Source organism: Isoptericola aurantiacus (assembly GCF_044769875.1).
In the GTDB taxonomy this organism is placed as follows: domain Bacteria; phylum Actinomycetota; class Actinomycetes; order Actinomycetales; family Cellulomonadaceae; genus Isoptericola; species Isoptericola aurantiacus.
The window spans coordinates 144579-165789 of sequence record NZ_JBJBAE010000001.1 but is presented as its reverse complement, the minus strand read 5'-3'; the positions used below and the strand labels follow the sequence as shown (position 1 = coordinate 165789).

Below are 21211 nucleotides of genomic sequence, written 5' to 3'. Positions count from 1 at the left end.
CTGGGCCCCTTCGTCGTGCTCACCAGAGCATGACCGCCGTGGATCCCGACGTCCACGCGGAGTAGAGCCGGACCCGGACGACGTAGCGGCGTCCCGCGCGCATCCGGACGGTGACGAGCGCGTTGCGGTCCTGGCCGCTGTCGTCGTCGCCGGCGAGGAACGACGGCTCGCCGTCGACCTCCTCGAAGACGACGAGCAACGTGTCGGCGTCGCCGAAGGTGCCGATCCGGTAGTCGCGCGTCGCGGCCGGCTCCACGACGAGGTCGGCCTGGCCGCCGGCCGCGAGCTCCAGGGGGACCGACCTGCCGGGTTCCAGGCGCGGAGGGTCGGGCTCCAGGCCGGGGTACCACCGCAGCACCCACGCCTCGTCGTCCTCGGAGAGGCCGTCCGGGGCCGGGACACCCTCGCGACCGTACCGTTCCGGCTGCAGGATGAGACCCGGGTCGAACGGGTAGTGCATGACCGACTCGGGGTCCCAGGTCGAGCCCTCGACCTCGGCGGGGTCGAGCTTGCGCAGGATGTTGTGCCGGACCTGCGCCTCGGACCAGCTGTTGGGGGGTGCCGAGAACTCGGCGATCACCCGGGGCTCGTCCCAGACGATGCCGGCGTTCGGGTTCTGGTGCTCGTGCGGGAACCCCAGGGTGTGGCCGATCTCGTGGAGCGCGGTGACGCGACCCCACGGCGTGGTCAGGTCCCAGCCGAAGTTCATGGTCGGCTCGTCGTGGGCGATGCCGAGCACGTCGCGACCCACGTACGACCAGCTGCCGTCCGACTGGTCGAAGGTCACCCGGACCTCGGCGGCCGCGGGGTCGGCGACCTCGACGAAGTCCAGACCGATACCCAGTGCCTTCCAGGCGGCGAAGGCGTCGCGCACCGCGTCGAGCTGGGGCGGTGGACCGCCTGCCTGCTCGTCCGCAGGTGTCAGGCGGTAGTGCAGCACGGTGCCGTTGACCCACTTGGCCCGGACGACCCGGATGAGCGATGCGCGACGCGGGTTGAGGTCCGGCGCGAGGTCCGGCGCGGACCGCGGCCTGACGTCGCAGTACGTCCAGCCTTCCGCGGGACGGTCGGTGCCTGACATGCCCACCACTTCCTCTCGACAAGGCGGCCCGACGGCGTCGCGCCGGCGGGCGGGGCGGCGAGACGTCGCCTCGTGGGAGGGGAGAGCCGTGCAGGCGGCCGTGATACGGCGCAGGTCACACCTGGGAGGACTTGGCCCGGCGCGCCTGGTGTGCAACACTAGTCAGGTTGCCTGTCACGGGCGCGTTCTTTCTCGTGTCGAACAGTGTGTAGCACCGCGGTACACGCCACGGCCTTCCGGTCGGTGGTGGTACCTGGAGCGGCCCCCCTCCGCGTGAGGGGGACGTGGGGATGCCGGCTGTCGACACGCACGAGCGCCCCACGAGACACACGGCTCGACAGGCTCTGCACAACGTCGTGGTCCGCACCGCGGACCACATCCAACGGCCCCACGCCGGTTCGGTGTGCGCCCGGGTCTGTCGTCACACACGACACGCCCGAGCGCGGGGGTCGGACAGTAGCGGTTCGAGAGAGAGAGTCAGACGACGCCATGGCGGGACAGAAGATCCGCATCCGGCTCAAGTCCTACGACCACGAGGTGATCGACAGCTCGGCGCGCAAGATCGTCGACACGGTCACTCGCGCTGGTGCGACGGTCGTGGGTCCGGTGCCGCTGCCGACGGAGAAGAATGTCTTCACCGTCATCCGGTCGCCTCACAAGTACAAGGACAGCCGCGAGCACTTCGAGATGCGTACGCACAAGCGGCTCATCGACATCATCGACCCCACGCCGAAGGCCGTCGACTCGCTGATGCGTATCGACCTGCCCGCGGACGTGAACATCGAGATCAAGCTCTGAGGCTGGAAGAGATATGAGCAACCAGCAGAAGAACGTGACCGCGGTGCTCGGCACCAAGCTCGGTATGACGCAGACGTGGGACGAGGCAGGCAAGCTCGTCCCGGTCACCGTCGTGGCCGTCCCCACCAACGTGGTGACGCAGGTGCGCGACGCGGAGGCCGACGGCTACGCCGCCGTCCAGCTCGCCGCCGGGCAGATCGACCCGCGCAAGGTGACCAAGCCCCTCAAGGGCCACTTCGAGAAGGCCGGCGTCACGCCGCGCCGTCACGTGGCCGAGGTCCGCACCGAGTCCGCCGGCGAGTACACGCTCGGCCAGGAGATCACCGCCGCCGTGTTCGAGGCCGGTGCCGTGGTCGACGTCGTCGGCACCACCAAGGGCAAGGGCACGGCCGGTGTCATGAAGCGACACGGCTTCTCCGGCGTCGGCGCCTCCCACGGTGCGCACCGCAACCACCGCAAGCCCGGCTCGATCGGTGGCGCCTCCACGCCGTCGCGCGTCTTCAAGGGCATGCGCATGGCCGGTCGGATGGGCCACGCCCGCAAGACCGTCCAGAACCTGACCGTCCACGCGGTCGACGCGGAGAAGGGCCTGCTGCTCGTCAAGGGCGCGGTCCCCGGCCCCAAGGGCGGCGTCGTCCTCGTCCGTACTGCCGCGAAGGGAGCCTGAGACCGATGGCTGACCAGACTGTCGACGTGCTCGACGCCTCGGGCAAGAAGGCCGGCACCGCCGAGCTCCCGGCCGAGGTGTTCGACGTCGCCACGAACGTCCCGCTGATCCACCAGGTGGTGGTCGCCCAGCGCGCCGCGTCGCGACAGGGCACCGCGTCCACCAAGACCCGCGGCGAGGTCCGCGGTGGTGGCAAGAAGCCGTACAAGCAGAAGGGCACCGGCCGCGCCCGCCAGGGTTCGACCCGCGCCCCGCAGTTCGCCGGTGGTGGCACCGTCCACGGCCCGCAGCCGCGCAAGTACGACCAGCGCACCCCGAAGAAGATGAAGGCCGCCGCCCTGCGCGGTGCCCTCTCCGACCGGGCCCGCGCCGGCCGCGTGCACGTGGTCTCGGGCTTCGGGATCGACGGCGTGCCGTCGACCCGCAAGGCGCTGACCACGATCGCCGCGCTGACCGACCGCACGCACGTGCTGGTCGTCACCGAGCGTTCCGACGAGCTGACCATCAAGTCGCTCCGCAACGTCGAGCAGGTCCACCTGCTGACCGCGGACCAGCTCAACACCTACGACGTGCTCGTCTCCGACGACGTCGTCTTCACCTCCGGCGCGCTCGAGGCGTTCCTGGCGGGCCCGACCACGGGCAAGTCGGTGAAGGCCGTCGCGACGGAGACCGAGGCCGCCGAGGCTGCGTCCGAGAAGGAGGCCACCAAGTGACCGCCGTGACGAAGGACCCGCGCGACATCTTGATCGCGCCGGTCGTCTCCGAGAAGTCCTACAACCTCCTCGACGAGGGCAAGTACACCTTCGTCGTGGCGCCGGACTCCAACAAGACCGAGATCAAGATCGCGGTCGAGCAGGTGTTCGGCGTGAAGGTCGCCTCGGTGAACACGATCAACCGCAAGGGCAAGGCGCGTCGCACGCGCTACGGCCTGGGCAAGCGCAAGGACACGAAGCGTGCGATCGTCACCCTCCGCGAGGGTTCGATCGACATCTTCGGTGGTCCGGTCGGCTGAGCCGGACGAGAGCAGATCGAGGACAACTTCCATGGGAATCCGTAAGCACAAGCCGACGACGCCCGGCCGCCGTGGCTCGAGCGTCGCCGACTTCGTCGAGGTCACGCGCTCGGAGCCGGAGAAGTCGCTGGTCCGTCCCCTGTCGAAGACGGGCGGTCGCAACAACTCCGGTCGGATCACGACCCGCCACAAGGGCGGTGGCCACAAGCGCGCCTACCGCGTGATCGACTTCCGTCGTCACGACAAGGACGGCGTGCCGGCGAAGGTCGCGCACATCGAGTACGACCCGAACCGCACGGCGCGCATCGCGCTGCTGCACTACGCGGACGGCACGAAGCGCTACATCATCGCGCCGACCAAGCTGTCGCAGGGTGACACCGTCGAGGCCGGCCCCGGCGCCGACATCAAGCCCGGCAACAACCTGCCGCTGCGCAACATCCCGACCGGTACGGTCATCCACGCCGTGGAGCTCCGCCCCGGTGGCGGCGCCAAGATCGCCCGCTCCGCGGGCGCCTCGGTGCAGCTCGTCGCGAAGGACGGCCCGTACGCGCAGCTGCGCATGCCGTCCGGGGAGATCCGCAACGTCGACCTCCGCTGCCGCGGCACGGTCGGCGAGGTGGGCAACGCCGAGCAGTCGAACATCAACTGGGGCAAGGCCGGCCGCATGCGCTGGAAGGGCGTCCGCCCGACCGTCCGCGGTGTCGTCATGAACCCGGTCGACCACCCGCACGGTGGTGGTGAGGGCAAGACCTCCGGTGGTCGCCACCCGGTCAGCCCGTGGGGCCAGCCCGAGGGCCGGACCCGCCGTCCGAACAAGTCCAGCGACCGGCTGATCGTCCGCCGTCGTCGCACCGGCAAGAAGCGCTGATAAGGAGCCTGACAGATGCCTCGTAGCCTGAAGAAGGGCCCCTTCGTCGACGACCACCTGCAGAAGAAGGTGGACGTCCAGAACGAGAAGGGGACCAAGAACGTCATCAAGACCTGGTCCCGTCGGTCGGTCATCACGCCCGACTTCCTCGGTCACACCTTCGCCGTGCACGACGGTCGCAAGCACGTCCCGGTCTTCGTGACCGAGTCGATGGTCGGCCACAAGCTGGGCGAGTTCGCCCCCACGCGGACCTTCCGCGGCCACGTGAAGGACGACCGTAAGGGCCGTCGCCGCTGAGCGGCGTCGATCCCGACGGTCTGAGAAAAGGAAGCAGGACAGCAATGGAAGCCAAGGCGCAGGCGCGGTTCGTCCGTGTCACGCCCCAGAAGGCCCGGCGCGTCGTGGACCTCATCCGTGGCAAGCAGGCCGGCGAGGCCGTCGCGGTGCTGAAGTTTGCGCCGCAGGCCGCGAGCGAGCCCGTCCGCAAGGTCGTCGAGTCTGCCGTGGCGAACGCCCGGGTGAAGGCCGACCGCGCGAGCGAGCGCTTCGACGAGACCGAGTACGTGGTCTCCGAGGCGTACGTGGACAAGGGGCCGACGCTCAAGCGGTTCCGGCCGCGGGCACAGGGGCGTGCGAGCCAGATCCTCAAGCGCACCAGCCACATCACCGTGGTCGTCGCACCGCGTGAGCAGAAGGAAGGGGCCCGATAGTGGGGCAGAAGATTCACCCGCACGGGTACCGCCTCGGCATCACCACCGACCACCGGTCGCGCTGGTTCGCCGACAGCACCAAGCCTGGTCAGCGGTACCGCGACTACGTCCGTGAGGACGTCGAGATCCGCAAGCTGATGAGCACCGGCCTCGAGCGGGCCGGCATCTCCAAGGTCGAGATCGAGCGCACGCGTGACCGCGTCCGCGTGGACATCCACACGGCGCGTCCCGGCATCGTCATCGGTCGCCGTGGTGCCGAGGCCGACCGCATCCGCGGCGAGCTCGAGAAGCTCACGGGCAAGCAGGTCCAGCTGAACATCCTCGAGGTCAAGAACGCGGAGATCGACGCTCAGCTCGTCGCGCAGGGCATCGCCGAGCAGCTGGCGAGCCGTGTCTCCTTCCGCCGTGCCATGCGCAAGGGCATCCAGTCCGCGCAGCGCGCCGGGGCGAAGGGCATCCGCGTCCAGGTCGCCGGTCGTCTCGGCGGCGCCGAGATGAGCCGGTCGGAGTTCTACCGCGAGGGTCGTGTGCCGCTGCACACGCTGCGCGCGAACATCGACTACGGCTTCTTCGAGGCCCGCACGACCTTCGGTCGTATCGGCGTCAAGGTCTGGATCTACAAGGGCGACCTCACCGAGAAGGAGTTCGCCGCGCAGCAGGCCGCCGCCGGTCCGCGCCAGGGCCGTGGTGCCCGTGGTGGCGAGCGTCGTGGGCCTCGCCGCAACGACCGCAACGAGCGTCCGGCGCAGCCGAAGCAGCAGTCCGCTGCCGAGGCGCCCGCAGCGTCCGACGCGCCGGCCCCGGCCGAGCAGGCCGCGGCCCCCGAGTCCGGAACGGAGGCCTGAGTCATGCTGATCCCCCGCAGGCTCAAGCACCGCAAGCAGCACCACCCGAAGCGCTCCGGCATGGCCAAGGGTGGCACCACGATCTCGTTCGGCGACTACGGCATCCAGGCTCTCGAGCCCGCCTACGTCACCAACCGGCAGATCGAGGCTGCTCGTATCGCGATGACCCGCCACATCAAGCGTGGCGGCAAGGTCTGGATCAACATCTACCCGGACCGCCCGCTCACCAAGAAGCCCGCCGAGACCCGCATGGGTTCCGGCAAGGGCTCGCCCGAGTGGTGGGTGGCCAACGTCAAGCCCGGCCGTATCGTCTTCGAGCTGGCCGGTGTCCCCGAGGACTTGGCACGCGAGGCCCTGCGCCGCGCGATGCACAAGCTCCCCATGAAGTGCCGTTTCGTGGTGCGCGAAGGTGGTGCGAACTGATGGCTATCGGTACCCAGGGCTTTGCCCCCGCCGACCTCGACGGCTTCGACGACGAGACTCTCGTGGCGAAGCTCAAGGAGCAGAAGGAAGAGCTCTTCAACCTTCGCTTCCAGGCCGCCACCGGCCAGCTCGAGTCGCACGGCCGCCTCAAGGCGGTCAAGCGCGACATCGCGCGGATCTACACGGTCCTGCGCGAGCGCGAGCTCGGCATCCGTACGGCCCCGAGCGTGAGTGAGTGAGGCACTGATGAGTGACAACACCGAGACGGTGACCACCGAGGAGCGGGCATCCCGCAAGGTGCGTCGCGGCTACGTCGTCAGCGACAAGATGGCCAAGACCATCGTCGTCGAGGTCGAGGACCGCGTGAAGCACCCGCTCTACGGCAAGGTCATGCGCCGTACCAACAAGGTCAAGGTGCACGACGAGCAGAACACCGCCGGCACCGGCGACCTGGTCGTCATCATGGAGACCCGCCCGCTGTCCGCGACCAAGCGGTGGCGTCTGGTGGAGATCCTCGAGAAGGCCAAGTAGTCCTGACCTTCCCCGGCCGGGACCGGTGTGACACACGTATGCACCGGCCCGTGCCACAGCAAACTATCCGTTCGGCCAGGCTCGCCCGGGACCACCCGGGCCGAGAACCAGCTCGACGACAGGAGATCAATCGATGATCCAGCAGGAGTCGCGACTGCGGGTCGCCGACAACACGGGTGCCAAGGAGATTCTCTGCATCCGCGTTCTCGGTGGATCCGGACGTCGCTACGCCGGTATCGGCGACACCATCGTCGCCACCGTCAAGGACGCGATCCCGGGCGGCAACGTGAAGAAGGGCGATGTGGTCAAGGCCGTCATCGTCCGGACCGTCAAGGAGCGCCGTCGTCCCGACGGTTCCTACATCAAGTTCGACGAGAACGCCGCCGTGATCCTCAAGAACGACGGGGAGCCCCGTGGCACCCGCATCTTCGGCCCGGTCGGCCGTGAGCTGCGCGACAAGCGCTTCATGAAGATCATCTCGCTGGCTCCGGAGGTGCTCTGACCATGGCGAAGATCAAGAAGGGCGACCAGGTGATCGTCGTCGCCGGTCGCGACAAGGGCAAGACGGGCCGCGTGCTCGAGGTCCTCTCCGACACCGACCGTGTCGTGGTCGAGGGCATCCAGCGCGTGACCAAGCACGTCAAGGCGGGCCAGTCGGCGCGCGGGACGCGCACGGGTGGCATCGAGACCGTCGAGGCGCCGATCCACGTGTCCAACGTGATGCTGGTCGACCCCGAGACCAAGAAGCCGACCCGCGTGGGCTTCCGCCTCGAGGAGGTCGAGCAGGATGGTCGCACCCGCACGGTGCGCGTCCGCTACGCCAAGCGTTCCGGGAAGGACATCTGATATGGCTGCGACGACTCACGAAGACGTCCCGGTGGCCCCGGACGTGCCGCGCCTCAAGCAGAAGTACCGCGAGGAGATCCTCTCGGCGCTCCAGGAGGAGTTCGGCCACTCCAACATCCACCAGGTCGCCGGTCTGACGAAGATCGTCGTCAACATGGGTGTCGGTGACGCCGCCAAGGACTCGAAGCTCATCGAGGGCGCGATCCGCGACCTGACCGCGATCACCGGTCAGAAGCCGGCGATCAACCGGGCGAAGAAGTCGATCGCCCAGTTCAAGCTGCGCGAGGGCATGCCGATCGGCGCCCACGTCACGCTGCGCGGTGACCGCATGTGGGAGTTCCTCGACCGTCTGCTGTCGGTCGCGCTGCCGCGCATCCGCGACTTCCGCGGGCTGTCGCCCAAGCAGTTCGACGGCCACGGCAACTACACGTTCGGTCTCACGGAGCAGTCGATGTTCCACGAGATCAACCAGGACAAGATCGACCGCGTCCGCGGTATGGACATCACGGTCGTGACCACGGCGACGACCGACGACGAGGGCCGCTCCCTGCTGCGCCGTCTCGGTTTCCCCTTCAAGGAAGGCAGCTGACATGGCGAAGAAGGCCCTGATCAACAAGGCGAACGCCAAGCCGAAGTTCGCCGTCCGCGCCTACACCCGGTGCCAGCGCTGCGGCCGGCCGCACTCGGTCTACCGCAAGTTCGGCCTGTGCCGGATCTGCCTGCGGGAGATGGCCCACCGTGGCGAGCTCCCCGGCGTCACCAAGAGCAGCTGGTAAAACCACTACGCCGTAGGTCCGTGCGGTGCTCGTCGAGCACCGCACGGATACCCCGGCGAGGAAGGGCAAGAGCCCAATGACTATGACCGACCCGATCGCAGACATGCTGACGCGTCTGCGCAACGCGAACTCGGCGCACCACGACACGGTCACCATGCCGTTCTCGAAGCTGAAGTCGCGCATCGCGGAGATCCTCCAGAGCGAGGGCTACATCACCGGCTGGACCGTCGAGGACGCGAGGGTGGGCAAGGACCTGACCCTCAACCTCAAGTACGGCCCGAGCCGCGAGCGCGCCCTGACCGGCGTGCGTCGCGTGTCGAAGCCCGGCCTGCGCGTCTACGCGAAGTCCACCAACCTGCCCAAGGTCCTCGGCGGCCTCGGCGTGGCCATCCTGTCCACCTCTTCCGGCCTCCTGACGGACCGTCAGGCCCAGGCCAAGGGTGTGGGCGGCGAGGTCCTCGCCTACGTCTGGTAATCCGGAAAGGAGAGACGCCATGTCTCGAATCGGCAAGCTCCCCGTTCCGGTCCCGTCCGGCGTGGAGATCACCATCAGCGGCGCGCTCGTGACCGTCAAGGGCCCCAAGGGGTCCCTGGAGCACACGGTCGCCGCCCCCATCACCGTCGAGCAGAACGACGGCAGCCTCAAGGTCAGCCGTCCTGACGACGAGCGCGAGTCGCGTGCCCTGCACGGCCTGACCCGCACCCTGCTGGCCAACATGATCACCGGCGTGACCGCGGGCTACGAAAAGAAGCTCGAGATCGTCGGCACCGGCTTCCGCGTGGCGGCCAAGGGGCAGGACCTCGAGTTCGCCCTCGGCTTCTCGCACCCGGTGAAGGTCTCCGCACCGGAGGGCATCACCTTCGCGGTGGAGAGCCCGACGAAGTTCTCGGTGGCCGGCATCGACAAGCAGCAGGTCGGCGAGGTCGCTGCGAACATCCGCAAGATCCGCAAGCCCGAGCCGTACAAGGGCAAGGGTGTGCGGTACGCCGACGAGGTCGTCCGTCGCAAGGTCGGAAAGGCTGGTAAGTGATGGCTCTCAAGGTTCTGGGCAAGGGCAAGACCGTCGCTCGTCAGCGCCGTCACCTGCGCCTGCGCAAGAAGATCAAGGGCACCACGGAGCGTCCGCGCCTCGTCGTGACCCGGTCGTCGCGGCACATGGTCGCCCAGGTCGTGGACGACACGGTCGGCAAGACCGTCGTCTCCGCCTCGACCCTCGAGGCCGACCTGCGTGCGTCGGACGACGACAAGACCGCCAAGGCCCGCAAGGTCGGCGAGCTCGTCGCCGAGCGTGCGAAGGCCGCCGGGATCGACGCCGTGGTCTTCGACCGCGGCGGCAACAAGTACCACGGTCGGGTGGCTGCGGTCGCCGACGGCGCCCGGGAGAAGGGGCTGGACCTGTGATGGCCGACCACCCCGAGTTCGCACGGAAGATGAGGATCCTCTGATGGCTGCAGGGCAGCGCAACACCGGCGCCCCCCAGGGCGCCAACGAGTCCAAGAACGACGGTCGCCGCTCGAACCGGCGCGACGACCGCCGCAACAACCCGCGGGACGACAAGAACGCGTTCGTCGAGCGCGTCGTCACGATCAACCGCGTCTCCAAGGTCGTCAAGGGCGGCCGCCGCTTCAGCTTCACCGCGCTGGTCGTGGTGGGCGACGGCGACGGCACCGTCGGTGTCGGCTACGGCAAGGCCAAGGAGGTGCCCTCGGCGATCGCCAAGGGTGTCGAGGAGGCGAAGAAGAACTTCTTCCGCGTCCCGCGCATCCAGGGCACCATCCCGCACCCCATCCAGGGTGAGGAGGCCGCGGGGGTCGTCTTCCTTCGTCCCGCCTCTCCGGGTACCGGTGTGATCGCCGGCGGTCCGGTGCGCGCCGTGCTGGAGTGCGCCGGTATCCACGACGTGCTGAGCAAGTCGCTCGGTTCCTCGAACGCGATCAACATCGTGCACGCCACCGTCGCGGCCCTCAAGGGTCTCGAGGAGCCGGCCGCCGTCGCGGCGCGCCGTGGGCTGCCGCTCGAGGACGTGGCTCCGGCCCCGCTGCTGCGTGCGCAGGCCGCCGGTCTCGCCGCGAAGTCGGGCAAGGGCGACGAGAAGGTGGGTGCGTGATGGCTCGCCTGAAGGTCACCCAGGTCAAGTCCGCCATCGGCGGCAAGCAGAACCAGCGTGACACGCTGCGGACCCTCGGCCTCAAGCGGATCGGCGACACCGCCGTGAAGGAGGACCGCCCGGAGATCCGTGGCATGGTCACCACGGTGGCGCACCTCGTCACCGTCGAGGAGGTCGAGTGAGCATGGCCGACAGCACCGAGAACAAGGCGGCGCAGCCGCTGAAGGTCCACCACCTGCGTCCGGCTCCCGGCGCCAAGAAGGCCAAGACCCGTGTGGGTCGTGGTGAGGCGTCGAAGGGCAAGACGGCGGGCCGCGGTACCAAGGGTACGAAGGCTCGCTACCAGGTGCCCGCGGGCTTCGAGGGCGGGCAGGTTCCCCTGCACATGCGCCTGCCGAAGCTGCGTGGCTTCAAGAACCCGTTCCGCGTCGAGTTCCAGGTCGTGAACCTGGACAAGCTCGCCGCGCTGTACCCCGAGGGTGGCTCCGTCACCGTCGAGGACCTCGCCGCCAAGGGCGCGGTCCGTGCGGGTCAGCCGGTGAAGGTGCTCGGCACGGGTGAGATCACCGTCAAGCTGGACGTCGCGGTCGACGCGATCTCCGGCTCCGCCAAGGACAAGATCCTGGCGGCCGGCGGTTCGGTCTCCGAGGACTGAGTCCGGACATGGGGCCGGTGGCGCTGCGCGCTGCCGGCCCTGTGTGCTGTCCCGGGCCGGGTGACGGCGGTCCGGGACTCCGGACGTCCGAGGGGCGCGTGGCCCGTATCTGCTACGTTCGACCGACGAACGTGGCCCGGGTCACCCCTCGAGGCACGTAGAATCCGTCACGGTCCGCACCGCACGCGGAGCGCGCGGTGACGCCGGGCAGGCCGGCGGACCACGACCGAGTCGGCCCACCGACGTCGCGGACAGCGTCCACGACGGACGTGTGCCATACCTCGCCGGGACACCGGCGGAACGAGAACCCCCGCCGCGGCGGGTCAGGAGGATAGGTGCTCAGCGCATTCGGCCGGGCTTTCCGGACACCGGACCTGCGGCGCAAGCTGCTGTTCACGATCGCGATCATGTCGCTCTTCCGTGTCGGGTCCTTCGTCCCGACGCCCGGGGTGGACTACGGCAACGTCCAGCAGTGCGTGGCGGTGCTGGAGGGCGAGACCTCGCTCCTGGGACTGGTCAACACCTTCAGCGGTGGAGCACTCCTGCAGCTGTCGGTCTTCGCTCTCGGGATCATGCCCTACATCACGGCCAGCATCATCGTGCAGCTGCTGCGCGTGGTGATCCCGCGGTTCGAGGCGCTGCACAAGGAAGGGCAGTCGGGTCAGGCGAAGCTGACGCAGTACACCCGTTACCTGACCATCGCCCTGGCGATCCTGCAGTCCACCACGATCATCACCACGGCCCGCACCGGGCTGCTCTTCCCGGGCTGCAACGTCGACGTCGTCGTCGACGACCGCTTCCTGACCGCGTTCCTCATGGTGGTGACCATGACGGCGGGTACCGGTCTCGTGATGTGGCTCGGCGAGCTCATCACCGAGAAGGGCATCGGCAACGGCATGTCGCTGCTGATCTTCACCTCGATCGTGGCGAGCTTCCCGACCGCGCTGTGGTCGATCGCCGGCGGCGCCAACGGACCGCTGAACTTCATCGTCATGATCGCCGTGATCATCCTGGTGATCGGCATGGTCGTGTTCGTCGAGCAGTCGCAGCGGCGCATTCCCGTGCAGTACGCCAAGCGCATGGTGGGCCGCCGCATGTACGGCGGCACGAGCACCTACATCCCGATCAAGATCAACATGGCCGGCGTCATCCCGGTCATCTTCGCGGCGTCGATCCTCGCGATCCCCGCACTGCTGGCGCAGTTCGGCGACCAGACGGCCGGCTGGGTCGTGTGGATCTCGAACAACCTCGCCCAGCAGGACCAGCCGCTGTACATCGCGCTGTACGTCCTCATGATCGTGTTCTTCGCCTTCTTCTACACGTCGATCACGTTCAACCCGGACGAGGTCGCCGACAACATGAAGAAGTACGGGGGCTTCATCCCCGGTATCCGCGCCGGCCGGCCCACGGCCGAGTACCTGGACTTCGTGATCACCCGCATCACGTCGGCCGGTGCGCTCTACCTCGCCATCGTCGCTCTCATCCCGACGCTGGTGCTGGTGCTCCTGGGTGTGACCACGAACATCCCGTTCGGCGGCACGTCGATCCTCATCATCGTCGGCGTCGGCCTGGAGTTCGTGAAGCAGGTCAACTCCCAGCTCCAGCAGCGACACTACGAAGGGTTCCTCCGTTGACCGAGTCGACCACGCCGACCACCCGCCGCGAGCTGCACGGCTCCCCGAGCGAGGAGGGTCGGGTGACCCGCCTGGTGATCATGGGCCCCCAGGGCGCGGGCAAGGGCACGCAGGCGGCCCGTCTGGCCGAGGTCTTCGGCATTCCCGCGATCTCGACGGGTGACATCTTCCGCGCCAACATCGCGGGCGGCACCGAGCTGGGCCGGCTGGCCCAGGAGTACTCCGCGAAGGGTGAGCTCGTGCCCGACGAGGTCACGGACTCGATGGTGCGCGACCGCCTCGCCGAGGACGACGTCAAGACCGGCTTCCTCCTGGACGGCTATCCGCGCAACGCCCACCAGGTCGAGGCGCTGGACGGCATCCTGGACGCTCTCGGCTGGGAGCTCGACGGCGTGGTGGAGCTCACCGCGGACCGCGACGAGCTGCTGGGACGGATCGCCCGGCGTGCCGAGCTCGAGGGCCGCGAGGACGACACCCCGGACGCGATCGCCCGGCGACTGGACATCTACGACGCCGAGACCGCGCCGCTGACCGCCGCCTACGCCGAGCGAGGTCTGCTGGCCCAGGTCGACGGGATCGGTGACATCTCCGAGGTGACCGACCGCATCGTCGCCGCGCTGGCGCAGCAGCTCGGCTGAGGAGTCGTCGCAGGGTGTTCCGTTCCCAGCCCCGGGTCGAGCTGAAGTCCCGCGAGGAGATCCTGCTCATGCGCCGGGCGGGGCTCGTCGTGGCGGACGCCCTCGACGCGGTGCGCAGCGCGGCACGGCCCGGCCTGTCGACGGCCGACCTGGACGCCGTCGCCGCACGGTCGATCGCGGCGGCCGGGGCCTCGCCGTCGTTCCTGGGTTACCACGGGTTCCCGGCGACGATCTGCACGTCGGTCGACGACGAGGTCGTGCACGGCATCCCGGGGGAGCGCATCCTGCTGGCCGGCGACGTCGTGTCGGTCGACTGCGGTGCGATCGTCGACGGCTGGCACGGGGACGCGGCGCTCACGTTCGTCCTCGGGTCGGACGGGCCGCTGGACGTGGACGCCGAACCGACGGCAGCCCTGGCCGACCCCGCGGACGCGCGGCTGTCGCGGGTGACCCGCACGGCGATGTGGGCGGGGATCTCCGCGCTCGCCGCTGCCCGGCGGGTGGGCGACGTCGGTGCCGCGGTGGAGGCCTCGGTCGAGGCCGCGACCGCGCTGGGCGGCGTGCCCTACGGGATCGTCGAGGAGTACACGGGCCACGGCATCGGCAGGGCGATGCACCAGCCGCCGGACGTGCTCAACTTCCGCTCGTCCGACCGCGGGCCGCGTGTCCGCCCCGGGTTGTGCCTCGCCGTGGAGCCGATGATCACCCGGGGTGGCCCCGCCACGCGTGAGCTGGCGGACGGGTGGACCGTGGTCACCGTGGACGGCTCGCGGGCGGCGCACTGGGAGCACACGGTGGCGGTGCTGGACGAGGGGATCGCGGTGCTGACCGCGCACGATCTCGGTGCCGCGGGTCTGGCGCCGTTCGGCGTACGGCCGGTGGACCTCGACGCCGGGGCCGTCGAGGGGTGACCCGACGCGGTGTGACGGACGTCAGGTTTGCCGTCCGGTCCACAAGGGGTAGGATGATCAGTCGGGTGTAGTCCGTTCGTGTGCCCGTCCTGGTGGTCCCCGTCCGGGGAGCCTTCCCGATCTGGGGCCGGGGCGTCGGTCGGCGAACGGAAGCACGCGATCCACGTCCCCGACGCTCTTCCGTGGCACGGCCGCGGCCAGGGTGTTCGTGCGTGGCAGCAGTCCGTCGAAAGACACAGACGAGAGTTAGCGGAGGACATGGCAAAGAAGGACGGTGTCATCGAGATCGAGGGCAGCGTGATCGAGGCCCTGCCGAACGCGATGTTCCGCGTGGAGCTGGCCAACGGGCACAAGGTTCTCGCGCACATCTCGGGCAAGATGCGGCAGCACTACATCAGGATCCTCCCGGAGGACCGCGTGGTGGTCGAGCTGAGCCCGTACGACCTGTCCCGTGGCCGGATCGTCTACCGCTACAAGTAGTCGTCATCCCCCCACCCGATCGACATCGCCGCCCGTGCGGCCGGTCCTGGACCGGCTCGGAGGTGGCGGAGGAACACTGATGAAGGTCAAGCCGAGCGTCAAGAAGATCTGCGACAAGTGCAAGGTGATCCGCCGGCACGGTCGCGTCATGGTGATCTGCGAGAACCAGCGCCACAAGCAGCGCCAGGGCTGATCGCGAGCACCACCCCGTCGTCGTCCTAGCGGCACGACGGGACAGCGCACCACCACGAAGCCGCCTCGCAGCGGTGGAACCCTCGGTCCAGGGGCCGGGGCCCGCGATCTCGCGGGAAGGCGGTGCGGAAGACCTCTGGACGAAGTACAGGGAGCCGGAAGGCACATGGCACGTCTTGTCGGCGTCGACCTCCCCCGCGAGAAGCGGGTCGTGGTCGCGCTCACCTACATCTACGGCGTCGGGCGTACCCGAGCCGAGCAGACCGTCGCGGCCACGGGGATCTCCCCGGACCTGCGCGTGAAGGACCTCGGCGACGCCGAGCTCGTCGCGCTGCGGGAGCACCTCGAGGGTACCTACCAGCTCGAGGGTGACCTCCGCCGCGAGGTTGCGGCCGACATCCGCCGCAAGGTGGAGATCGGTACCTACCAGGGTCTGCGTCACCGTCGCGGGCTGCCGGTGCGCGGTCAGCGCACCAAGACCAACGCGCGTACCCGCAAGGGCAAGAAGCGCACCGTCGCGGGCAAGAAGAAGGCCCGCTGACGTCAGCAGTCCGTGGAGCGGGTCAGCCCGGCTGACCTTCGCCCCGGTCCGACGACCTCAGACCAGGAGTATCAACACACATGCCTCCCAAGACTCGCGCCACCGCCGCGCGCAAGCCGCGCCGCAAGGACAAGAAGAACGTCCCGCACGGCCAGGCGCACATCAAGAGCACCTTCAACAACACGATCGTCTCGATCACCGACCCGTCGGGCGCCGTGATCTCGTGGGCGTCCGCCGGCCACGTCGGCTTCAAGGGCTCCCGCAAGTCCACGCCGTACGCCGCGCAGCTCGCTGCGGAGTCGGCCGCGCGCCGTGCCCAGGAGCACGGCGTCAAGAAGGTCGACGTCTTCGTCAAGGGCCCGGGTTCCGGTCGCGAGACCGCGATCCGCTCCCTGCAGGCGACCGGCATCGAGGTCGGCTCGATCCAGGACGTCACCCCCCAGGCGCACAACGGCTGCCGCCCCCCGAAGCGTCGCCGCGTCTGATCCACCCCGGCCACGGCCCGGCCGGGACCGCGGCACGCCGGCGGCGAGGAGCACCTGCACAGCTCCCGTCGGTCGTCGTGCCGCGGGTCCGGCGGTCGAGGCTCCCCGGGTCGGGTGGACCGAGTCCCGCCCGGGGCCGCGCCAGAACGCGGATCCGTGATGCGTCATATGGCGGACGCACACTGAAAGGACCAACACAGTGCTCATCGCACAGCGCCCCACGCTGACCGAAGAGGTCATCTCGGAGTACCGCTCGCGCTTCTCCATCGAGCCGCTCGAGCCGGGCTTCGGCTACACGCTCGGCAACTCGCTGCGCCGCACGCTGCTGTCGTCCATCCCGGGCGCCGCGGTCACCTCCATCCGCATCGACGGTGTGCTCCACGAGTTCACCACCGTGCCGGGGGTGAAGGAGGACGTCACCGAGATCATCCTCAACATCAAGAACCTCGTGGTCTCCTCGGAGAACGACGAGCCGGTCGTGATGTACCTGCGCAAGCAGGGCGCCGGTGCGGCGACCGCGGCGGACATCGTGCCGCCGGCGGGCGTCGAGGTCCACAACACGGACCTGCACATCGCCACGCTCAACGACGAGGGCAAGCTCGAGATCGAGCTCACCGTCGAGCGGGGTCGTGGCTACGTGTCCGCGGCGCAGAACAAGACGGCGGACGCCGAGATCGGCCGTATCCCGGTGGACTCGATCTACTCGCCGGTCCTCAAGGTCACCTACAAGGTCGAGGCGACCCGTGTCGAGCAGCGCACGGACTTCGACAAGCTCGTCGTCGACGTGGAGACCAAGCAGGCCATCGAGCCGCGCGACGCCCTCGCGTCGGCCGGCAAGACGCTCGTCGAGCTCTTCGGCCTCGCCCGGGAGCTCAACGTCGAGGCCGAGGGCATCGAGATCGGCCCGTCGCCGACGGACTCCGCGCTGGCTGCGGACCTGGCGCTGCCGATCGAGGAGCTCAACCTCACCATCCGGTCGTACAACTGCCTCAAGCGTGAGGGTATCCACCAGGTCGGCGAGCTCGTGGCCCGCAGCGAGGCCGACCTGCTGGACATCCGCAACTTCGGCGCGAAGTCGATCAACGAGGTCAAGGAAAAGCTCGCGGAGCTGGGCCTCGCCCTCAAGGACTCCCCGCTCGACTTCGACCCGTCCGGCGCGCAGTACTTCGGCGGCGGGGACGACGAGGCCGCGTACACCGACGAGCAGCAGTACTGACGTACCGCGCCCGCGGCGGCCCCGCTCGACATGACGGGGCCGCGCGGCGCGGAACCACCCTCAAGGAGAACCAGAAATGCCTACCCCCACCAAGGGTCCGCGGCTCGGTGGCAGCCCCGCTCACGAGCGCCTGATCCTCGCGAACCTGTCGACGGCGCTCTTCGAGCACGGCCGCATCACCACCACCGAGACGAAGGCCAAGCGCCTGCGTCCGGTGGCCGAGCGCCTGATCACCTTCGCCAAGCGCGGTGACCTGCACGCCCGTCGCCGGGTGCTGACGGTGGTGCGCGACAAGTCCGTCGTGCACACGCTGTTCACCGAGATCGCCCCGGCCATGGCCGAGCGCAACGGCGGCTACACCCGCATCACGAAGGTCGGCAACCGCAAGGGCGACAACGCCCCGATGGCGGTCATCGAGCTCGTGACCGAGCCGGTGAGCCCGAAGCAGGCCGTCGTGAACGAGGCGACCAAGGCCACCGAGAAGTCGGCGAAGTCCTCGAAGAAGGCCAAGCCCGCCGAGGAGAAGCCGGCCGAGGAGCAGCCCGCCGTCGAGGAGTCCACCGCGGACGCCGCGACCGAGGCTCCGGCCGAGAAGACCGAGGAGACGAAGGAGGACTGAGTCCTTCCCGCTCCCGCGCACGACGCCGAGGGCCCCGCACCGATGGTGCGGGGCCCTCGGCGTCCCTACGGTGGGGCCATGCTCCCGGTGGTGCTCCTGCACGGCTCGCGCACGTCGGCCACGATGTGGCGCCGCCAGCTGCGCGCGCTCGATGCTGCCGGCATCCCGGCCCTCGCCCCGGACCTGCCGGGGCATGGCACCCGCCGCGGCGTGCGGTTCGGTCTCGACGACGCCGTCGCCGCGGTGCGGTCGGCCGTCGACGACGTCGGCGGCCGCGCCCTGGTGGTGGGACTGTCGCTGGGCGGCTACGTCGCGATCGAGCACCGTGCCCGGCATCCCGAGCAGTGCGCCGGGCTGGTGGCGGCCTCCTGCTGCACGAGCCCCGACACGCCGCTGCGGGCGGCCTGGTTGCGGATCGCCCGGCGGATCGAGCGATGGCCGGACAGCGGGGCTCGCCTCAACGAGGCGCTGGTGCGGTCCACGCTCGACGCCGACTCGGTCCACGACCTGGCCGCCGGCGGGTTCGCCCTCGACGCGATGGGCGACATCCTGGAGGCGATGGCGCAGGTCGACGCCCGGGCGGCGCTCGCCGCGTCCGACAGCCCGGTGCGGCTGGTCAACGGCCAGTGGGACCACTTCCGTGGTCATGAGCGCTCGATGCTCGCGGCGGCCCGGTCCGGTGGTGCGGACGCCCGCATCGTCGTCGTGCCCCGCGCGAGGCACCTGGTCAGCCTGGACGCACCGGTCGCGTTCACCCGTGCGGTCCTGGAGGCCCACGCCGCCGTGTCCGCCGGCCGGGCGGCCGGTGCCGCCGTCGGATCCCGCTGAACGGTCAGGGCAGCGGCAGGTCCCACGCCCGGACGCCGCCCACCAGGGCGGCGGAGTTGGGCACGATCACGGTGTCCTCCCCGAGCCGGTGCAGCGCCGTCGGGCTGAGCCGCCGGGCGTTGCCCCCACCCAGGTAGAGCCGGTCCCACCAGAACACAGGGCGTAGCCCGTCGACGACGGCGACGACACGGCGCGACCAGAGGCCGTCACCGAGCCGCCGGCGTTCGGGCTCGCCCAGGTAGGTGTCGTAGGAGGTGCCGCGCCGCACGGGGGCGCGGGACCACTCCAGGTGCGGGGCGAGACGTCCGCCGTCGAACATCGCCGCGCCCAGCCCGGTGCCCAGCGTGAGGACGAGCTCGACGCCGGAGGAGGAGATCACACCCGCGCCGTGCACCTCGGCGTCGTTGAGCACGAGCGTGGGCATCCCGAGCCTGGCCTGCAGCGCGGCGCGGATGTCCGTGCTCCGCCAGCGCTCGGCGAGCTCGGGGTCGACACGGCTGCGGGGTCCGGAGCGCGTGACGTAGTGCGGGGTGTGCACGACGACGCCGTGGCGGATCATCCCCGGCATGCCCACCGTGGCGCGGTGCGCTCCCGGGAGCCGGGTCGCGATCTCGGCGATCGTGTCCACGAGGAGCTCGGGCGGCAGAGGGTACGGCGTCGGGACCCGCAGCGCGGGAGCGTGCGCGGTCCCGGCGTCGTCGAGCACGTTCGCCTTGATGCCGCTGCCGCCGCAGTCGACGGCGAGGGTCAGCTGTTCGGTCACGCCCCCATCTTCCAGGGACAATGGACCGGTGAGCGCGACGACACCGGCACCGACGTCCGACGGCGGCACCGTCCGCGTACGCCTCGACCTCGCCTACGCGGGCACGCACTTCGCGGGGTGGGCGGCGCAACCGCGTCTGCGGACGGTGCAGGGCGTGCTCGAGGACGCGCTGGCCACGATCGTGCGCAGCGAGCCCCTCGGCCTGCCGTGGCCCCGGTTGACGGTGGCGGGGCGCACGGACGCGGGCGTGCACGCCCGCGGGCAGGTGGCGCACGTCGACCTGCCCGCCGCGCGGTGGGCGGCCATGCCCGGCCGGTCGGACCGGAGCCCCGGCCGGGCGCTCGTGGACCGCCTGGCGGGCGTGCTGCCGCCCGACGTCGTCGTGCACGGGGCCGCCGAGGCGCCGGCCGGGTTCGACGCCCGGTTCTCCGCGGCGGCGCGCACCTACCGGTACCGGATCGCGGACGACCACGGGCTGCGCGACCCGCTGACGCGCGAGTGGGTGCTGTGGCACCGCCGCCGGCTGGACACGACGGCCATGGAGGCGGCCGCGCGGCCGCTGCTCGGCCTGCACGACTTCGCCGCCTACTGCCGTCCCCGCGAGGGGGCGACGACGATCCGGGAGCTGACCCGGTTCACCTGGGAGCGTCCGGCCGACGGTCCGGACGCCGGGCTGGTGGTGGCCACCGTCGTCGCCGACGCGTTCTGCCACTCGATGGTGCGGGCCCTGGTGGGGATGTCGCTCGCTGTGGGGGAGGGGCGCGTCGGCACCGACGAGGCGCAGCGCGTCCTGGTCGGTCGTGACCGGTCCGCGGCGGCCGCCGTCGCCCCCGCACGCGGGCTGACGCTCGAGAGCGTCGACTACCCGGCCGACGACGAGCTCGCGGCCCGGGCCGCGCGGATCAGGGCCCGCCGGTCGCCCGAGGAGGTCGACCCCCGGCCCGCGGGGTAGGGGCACCCCTCTCGCGAGCTCCACCCCGGTCCGCGTGCCCGGCCGGGGTCAGGGCTCCTCGACCCAGTGCACGGCGGCCTCCTCCGCCGTCGCGCCGGCGCCGTCGACGCCGGCGTCCGTCCCGTACAGGTCGTTGTCCCGGCCGCCGTCCTCGTTCGGGTCGGCGTCGGCGTCGGCCACGAGCCGGCCGGCCCGTGAGGTGTCGGTGCGGTCCGACGCGCCGTCCTCCCAGAGGTCGGGCTCCTCCTCGGCGAGCCGCCGGTCGAGCGGCTCGCCGGCCGACTCCTCCCAGGCGGTCTCGCCCCAGTGGTTGCTGCGGGGGCGCTCGGGAGGGGAGTAGCCCTCGTCCAACACGTCCCGGGTGCCCCGGTCGAGGAGCGTGTCCTCGACCGGGAGCTGGTCGCCGTCGCCCTCCGCCCCGCGCTCGGGGTCGGGGCGTGTCGCCGATGTGTCCTCGCTCATGCCTCTACCGTGCACCTGGGGCGCCGACGGCGCACCACGGACGTGCGCGGCGCCGCGCGGTGCGTGACCGACGTCGCTTTGACCGGCGTGAATCCTTGCCGCTAGACTGAACCGTCGTTGTGCTATGCCTCCGGCGTCCCGCACCGTCCGCGTTCCCACCGTCGGACGAT

General features: G+C 70.2%; 35 protein-coding genes. 32 read left to right on the top strand and 3 right to left on the bottom strand.

Annotation, left to right across the window (positions count from 1 at the left end; genetic code table 11):
• Window positions 1-19: 19 nt before the first annotated feature.
• On the bottom strand, window positions 20-1081 hold the full coding sequence (locus tag ACIQLL_RS00780) for a M12 family metallopeptidase (protein WP_402461900.1): 1062 nt from the start codon (window positions 1079-1081) through the stop codon (window positions 20-22).
• 489 nt (window positions 1082-1570) lie between these two features.
• On the opposite strand from ACIQLL_RS00780, the gene rpsJ reads away from it, so the two are divergent.
• From rpsJ to ACIQLL_RS00625, 31 genes are all read left to right on the top strand, one after another.
• Complete coding sequence (rpsJ, locus tag ACIQLL_RS00775) at window positions 1571-1879, top strand: 30S ribosomal protein S10 (RefSeq protein WP_013837837.1); 309 nt, start codon at window positions 1571-1573, stop codon at window positions 1877-1879.
• Between the two features lie 13 nt (window positions 1880-1892).
• On the top strand, window positions 1893-2546 hold the full coding sequence (gene rplC / locus ACIQLL_RS00770) for a 50S ribosomal protein L3 (protein ID WP_402461897.1): 654 nt from the start codon (window positions 1893-1895) through the stop codon (window positions 2544-2546).
• Window positions 2547-2551: 5 nt separating this feature from the next.
• Entirely contained in the window at window positions 2552-3259 is a 708-nt protein-coding gene (gene rplD, locus ACIQLL_RS00765; protein ID WP_402461894.1) for a 50S ribosomal protein L4, read from the top strand.
• A complete protein-coding gene (gene rplW / locus ACIQLL_RS00760; RefSeq protein ID WP_402461892.1) occupies window positions 3256-3558 on the top strand; it encodes a 50S ribosomal protein L23 in 303 nt (100 codons plus the stop codon). Before rplD ends, rplW begins: the two co-directional genes overlap by 4 nt.
• Window positions 3559-3589: 31 nt before the next feature.
• A complete protein-coding gene (gene rplB, locus ACIQLL_RS00755) occupies window positions 3590-4426 on the top strand; it encodes a 50S ribosomal protein L2 (protein ID WP_402461889.1) in 837 nt (278 codons plus the stop codon).
• Between the two features lie 15 nt (window positions 4427-4441).
• Entirely contained in the window at window positions 4442-4723 is a 282-nt protein-coding gene (gene rpsS, locus ACIQLL_RS00750) for a 30S ribosomal protein S19 (protein ID WP_402461887.1), read from the top strand.
• Between the two features lie 44 nt (window positions 4724-4767).
• Entirely contained in the window at window positions 4768-5136 is a 369-nt protein-coding gene (rplV, locus tag ACIQLL_RS00745) for a 50S ribosomal protein L22 (RefSeq protein ID WP_402461884.1), read from the top strand.
• Entirely contained in the window at window positions 5136-5981 is an 846-nt protein-coding gene (gene rpsC, locus ACIQLL_RS00740; RefSeq protein ID WP_402461881.1) for a 30S ribosomal protein S3, read from the top strand. The genes rplV and rpsC overlap by 1 nt, the downstream gene beginning before the upstream one ends.
• A 3-nt stretch (window positions 5982-5984) precedes the next feature.
• On the top strand, window positions 5985-6404 hold the full coding sequence (gene rplP / locus ACIQLL_RS00735) for a 50S ribosomal protein L16 (protein WP_402461878.1): 420 nt from the start codon (window positions 5985-5987) through the stop codon (window positions 6402-6404).
• Window positions 6404-6643, top strand: coding sequence for a 50S ribosomal protein L29 (gene rpmC, locus ACIQLL_RS00730; RefSeq protein ID WP_402461875.1), 240 nt, complete (start codon window positions 6404-6406; stop codon window positions 6641-6643). The genes rplP and rpmC overlap by 1 nt, the downstream gene beginning before the upstream one ends.
• 7 nt (window positions 6644-6650) lie before the next feature.
• Window positions 6651-6935, top strand: coding sequence for a 30S ribosomal protein S17 (gene rpsQ, locus ACIQLL_RS00725; protein ID WP_402461872.1), 285 nt, complete (start codon window positions 6651-6653; stop codon window positions 6933-6935).
• A 133-nt stretch (window positions 6936-7068) separates the two neighbouring features.
• The gene (gene rplN, locus ACIQLL_RS00720; RefSeq protein ID WP_172152867.1) at window positions 7069-7437 is read left to right on the top strand and encodes a 50S ribosomal protein L14; all 369 of its coding nucleotides are present in this window, start codon (window positions 7069-7071) and stop codon (window positions 7435-7437) included.
• Window positions 7438-7439: 2 nt separating this feature from the next.
• Window positions 7440-7781, top strand: a complete 342-nt coding sequence (rplX, locus tag ACIQLL_RS00715) for a 50S ribosomal protein L24 (protein WP_402461869.1) — start codon at window positions 7440-7442, stop codon at window positions 7779-7781.
• Between the two features lies 1 nt (window position 7782).
• Window positions 7783-8370, top strand: coding sequence for a 50S ribosomal protein L5 (gene rplE, locus ACIQLL_RS00710; protein ID WP_402461866.1), 588 nt, complete (start codon window positions 7783-7785; stop codon window positions 8368-8370).
• Window position 8371: 1 nt separating this feature from the next.
• On the top strand, window positions 8372-8557 hold the full coding sequence (locus ACIQLL_RS00705) for a type Z 30S ribosomal protein S14 (protein ID WP_013837851.1): 186 nt from the start codon (window positions 8372-8374) through the stop codon (window positions 8555-8557).
• A gap of 76 nt (window positions 8558-8633) precedes the next feature.
• Window positions 8634-9032 carry a 30S ribosomal protein S8 gene (gene rpsH / locus ACIQLL_RS00700; protein ID WP_402464588.1) on the top strand — a complete coding sequence of 133 codons (399 nt, stop codon included), beginning with the start codon at window positions 8634-8636 and terminating at the stop codon, window positions 9030-9032.
• 19 nt (window positions 9033-9051) lie between these two features.
• Window positions 9052-9588 (top strand): 50S ribosomal protein L6, encoded by a 537-nt coding sequence (rplF, locus tag ACIQLL_RS00695; protein ID WP_402461864.1) that lies wholly within the window; start codon window positions 9052-9054, stop codon window positions 9586-9588.
• Window positions 9588-9959 (top strand): 50S ribosomal protein L18, encoded by a 372-nt coding sequence (gene rplR, locus ACIQLL_RS00690; protein ID WP_402461862.1) that lies wholly within the window; start codon window positions 9588-9590, stop codon window positions 9957-9959. Before rplF ends, rplR begins: the two co-directional genes overlap by 1 nt.
• A 43-nt stretch (window positions 9960-10002) precedes the next feature.
• A complete protein-coding gene (rpsE, locus tag ACIQLL_RS00685; RefSeq protein WP_402461859.1) occupies window positions 10003-10665 on the top strand; it encodes a 30S ribosomal protein S5 in 663 nt (220 codons plus the stop codon).
• A complete protein-coding gene (gene rpmD / locus ACIQLL_RS00680; protein ID WP_106267288.1) occupies window positions 10665-10847 on the top strand; it encodes a 50S ribosomal protein L30 in 183 nt (60 codons plus the stop codon). Before rpsE ends, rpmD begins: the two co-directional genes overlap by 1 nt.
• Window positions 10848-10849: 2 nt before the next feature.
• A complete protein-coding gene (gene rplO, locus ACIQLL_RS00675) occupies window positions 10850-11320 on the top strand; it encodes a 50S ribosomal protein L15 (protein WP_402461856.1) in 471 nt (156 codons plus the stop codon).
• 335 nt (window positions 11321-11655) lie between these two features.
• Window positions 11656-12954, top strand: coding sequence for a preprotein translocase subunit SecY (secY, locus tag ACIQLL_RS00670; protein WP_402461853.1), 1299 nt, complete (start codon window positions 11656-11658; stop codon window positions 12952-12954).
• 80 nt (window positions 12955-13034) lie between these two features.
• Window positions 13035-13592 carry an adenylate kinase gene (locus ACIQLL_RS00665; protein ID WP_402464586.1) on the top strand — a complete coding sequence of 186 codons (558 nt, stop codon included), beginning with the start codon at window positions 13035-13037 and terminating at the stop codon, window positions 13590-13592.
• A gap of 14 nt (window positions 13593-13606) precedes the next feature.
• A complete protein-coding gene (map, locus tag ACIQLL_RS00660) occupies window positions 13607-14503 on the top strand; it encodes a type I methionyl aminopeptidase (RefSeq protein ID WP_402461850.1) in 897 nt (298 codons plus the stop codon).
• 258 nt (window positions 14504-14761) lie between these two features.
• On the top strand, window positions 14762-14983 hold the full coding sequence (infA, locus tag ACIQLL_RS00655; RefSeq protein ID WP_012877432.1) for a translation initiation factor IF-1: 222 nt from the start codon (window positions 14762-14764) through the stop codon (window positions 14981-14983).
• A gap of 79 nt (window positions 14984-15062) precedes the next feature.
• On the top strand, window positions 15063-15176 hold the full coding sequence (rpmJ, locus tag ACIQLL_RS00650) for a 50S ribosomal protein L36 (RefSeq protein WP_088289657.1): 114 nt from the start codon (window positions 15063-15065) through the stop codon (window positions 15174-15176).
• A gap of 165 nt (window positions 15177-15341) precedes the next feature.
• Window positions 15342-15716, top strand: a complete 375-nt coding sequence (rpsM, locus tag ACIQLL_RS00645; protein ID WP_402461847.1) for a 30S ribosomal protein S13 — start codon at window positions 15342-15344, stop codon at window positions 15714-15716.
• An 80-nt stretch (window positions 15717-15796) separates the two neighbouring features.
• Complete coding sequence (gene rpsK, locus ACIQLL_RS00640; protein WP_402461844.1) at window positions 15797-16201, top strand: 30S ribosomal protein S11; 405 nt, start codon at window positions 15797-15799, stop codon at window positions 16199-16201.
• Window positions 16202-16400: 199 nt separating this feature from the next.
• Complete coding sequence (locus ACIQLL_RS00635; protein ID WP_402461842.1) at window positions 16401-17417, top strand: DNA-directed RNA polymerase subunit alpha; 1017 nt, start codon at window positions 16401-16403, stop codon at window positions 17415-17417.
• Window positions 17418-17493: 76 nt separating this feature from the next.
• Window positions 17494-18036: a 50S ribosomal protein L17 gene (gene rplQ, locus ACIQLL_RS00630; RefSeq protein WP_402461840.1), complete on the top strand. Its 543-nt coding sequence runs from the start codon at window positions 17494-17496 to the stop codon at window positions 18034-18036.
• A 78-nt stretch (window positions 18037-18114) separates the two neighbouring features.
• Window positions 18115-18864, top strand: a complete 750-nt coding sequence (locus tag ACIQLL_RS00625; protein ID WP_402461837.1) for an alpha/beta fold hydrolase — start codon at window positions 18115-18117, stop codon at window positions 18862-18864.
• Window positions 18865-18868: 4 nt separating this feature from the next.
• On the opposite strand, the gene ACIQLL_RS00620 is transcribed toward ACIQLL_RS00625, so the two are convergent.
• On the bottom strand, window positions 18869-19627 hold the full coding sequence (locus tag ACIQLL_RS00620; protein WP_402461834.1) for an ROK family protein: 759 nt from the start codon (window positions 19625-19627) through the stop codon (window positions 18869-18871).
• A 28-nt stretch (window positions 19628-19655) separates the two neighbouring features.
• Here ACIQLL_RS00620 and truA point away from each other — a divergent pair, with 28 nt between their 5' ends.
• Window positions 19656-20579: a tRNA pseudouridine(38-40) synthase TruA gene (truA, locus tag ACIQLL_RS00615; RefSeq protein WP_402461831.1), complete on the top strand. Its 924-nt coding sequence runs from the start codon at window positions 19656-19658 to the stop codon at window positions 20577-20579.
• Between the two features lie 48 nt (window positions 20580-20627).
• Here the strand turns inward: truA and ACIQLL_RS00610 are convergent, their stop codons facing one another.
• Complete coding sequence (locus tag ACIQLL_RS00610) at window positions 20628-21041, bottom strand: DUF5709 domain-containing protein (RefSeq protein WP_402461829.1); 414 nt, start codon at window positions 21039-21041, stop codon at window positions 20628-20630.
• Window positions 21042-21211: the final 170 nt, after the last annotated feature.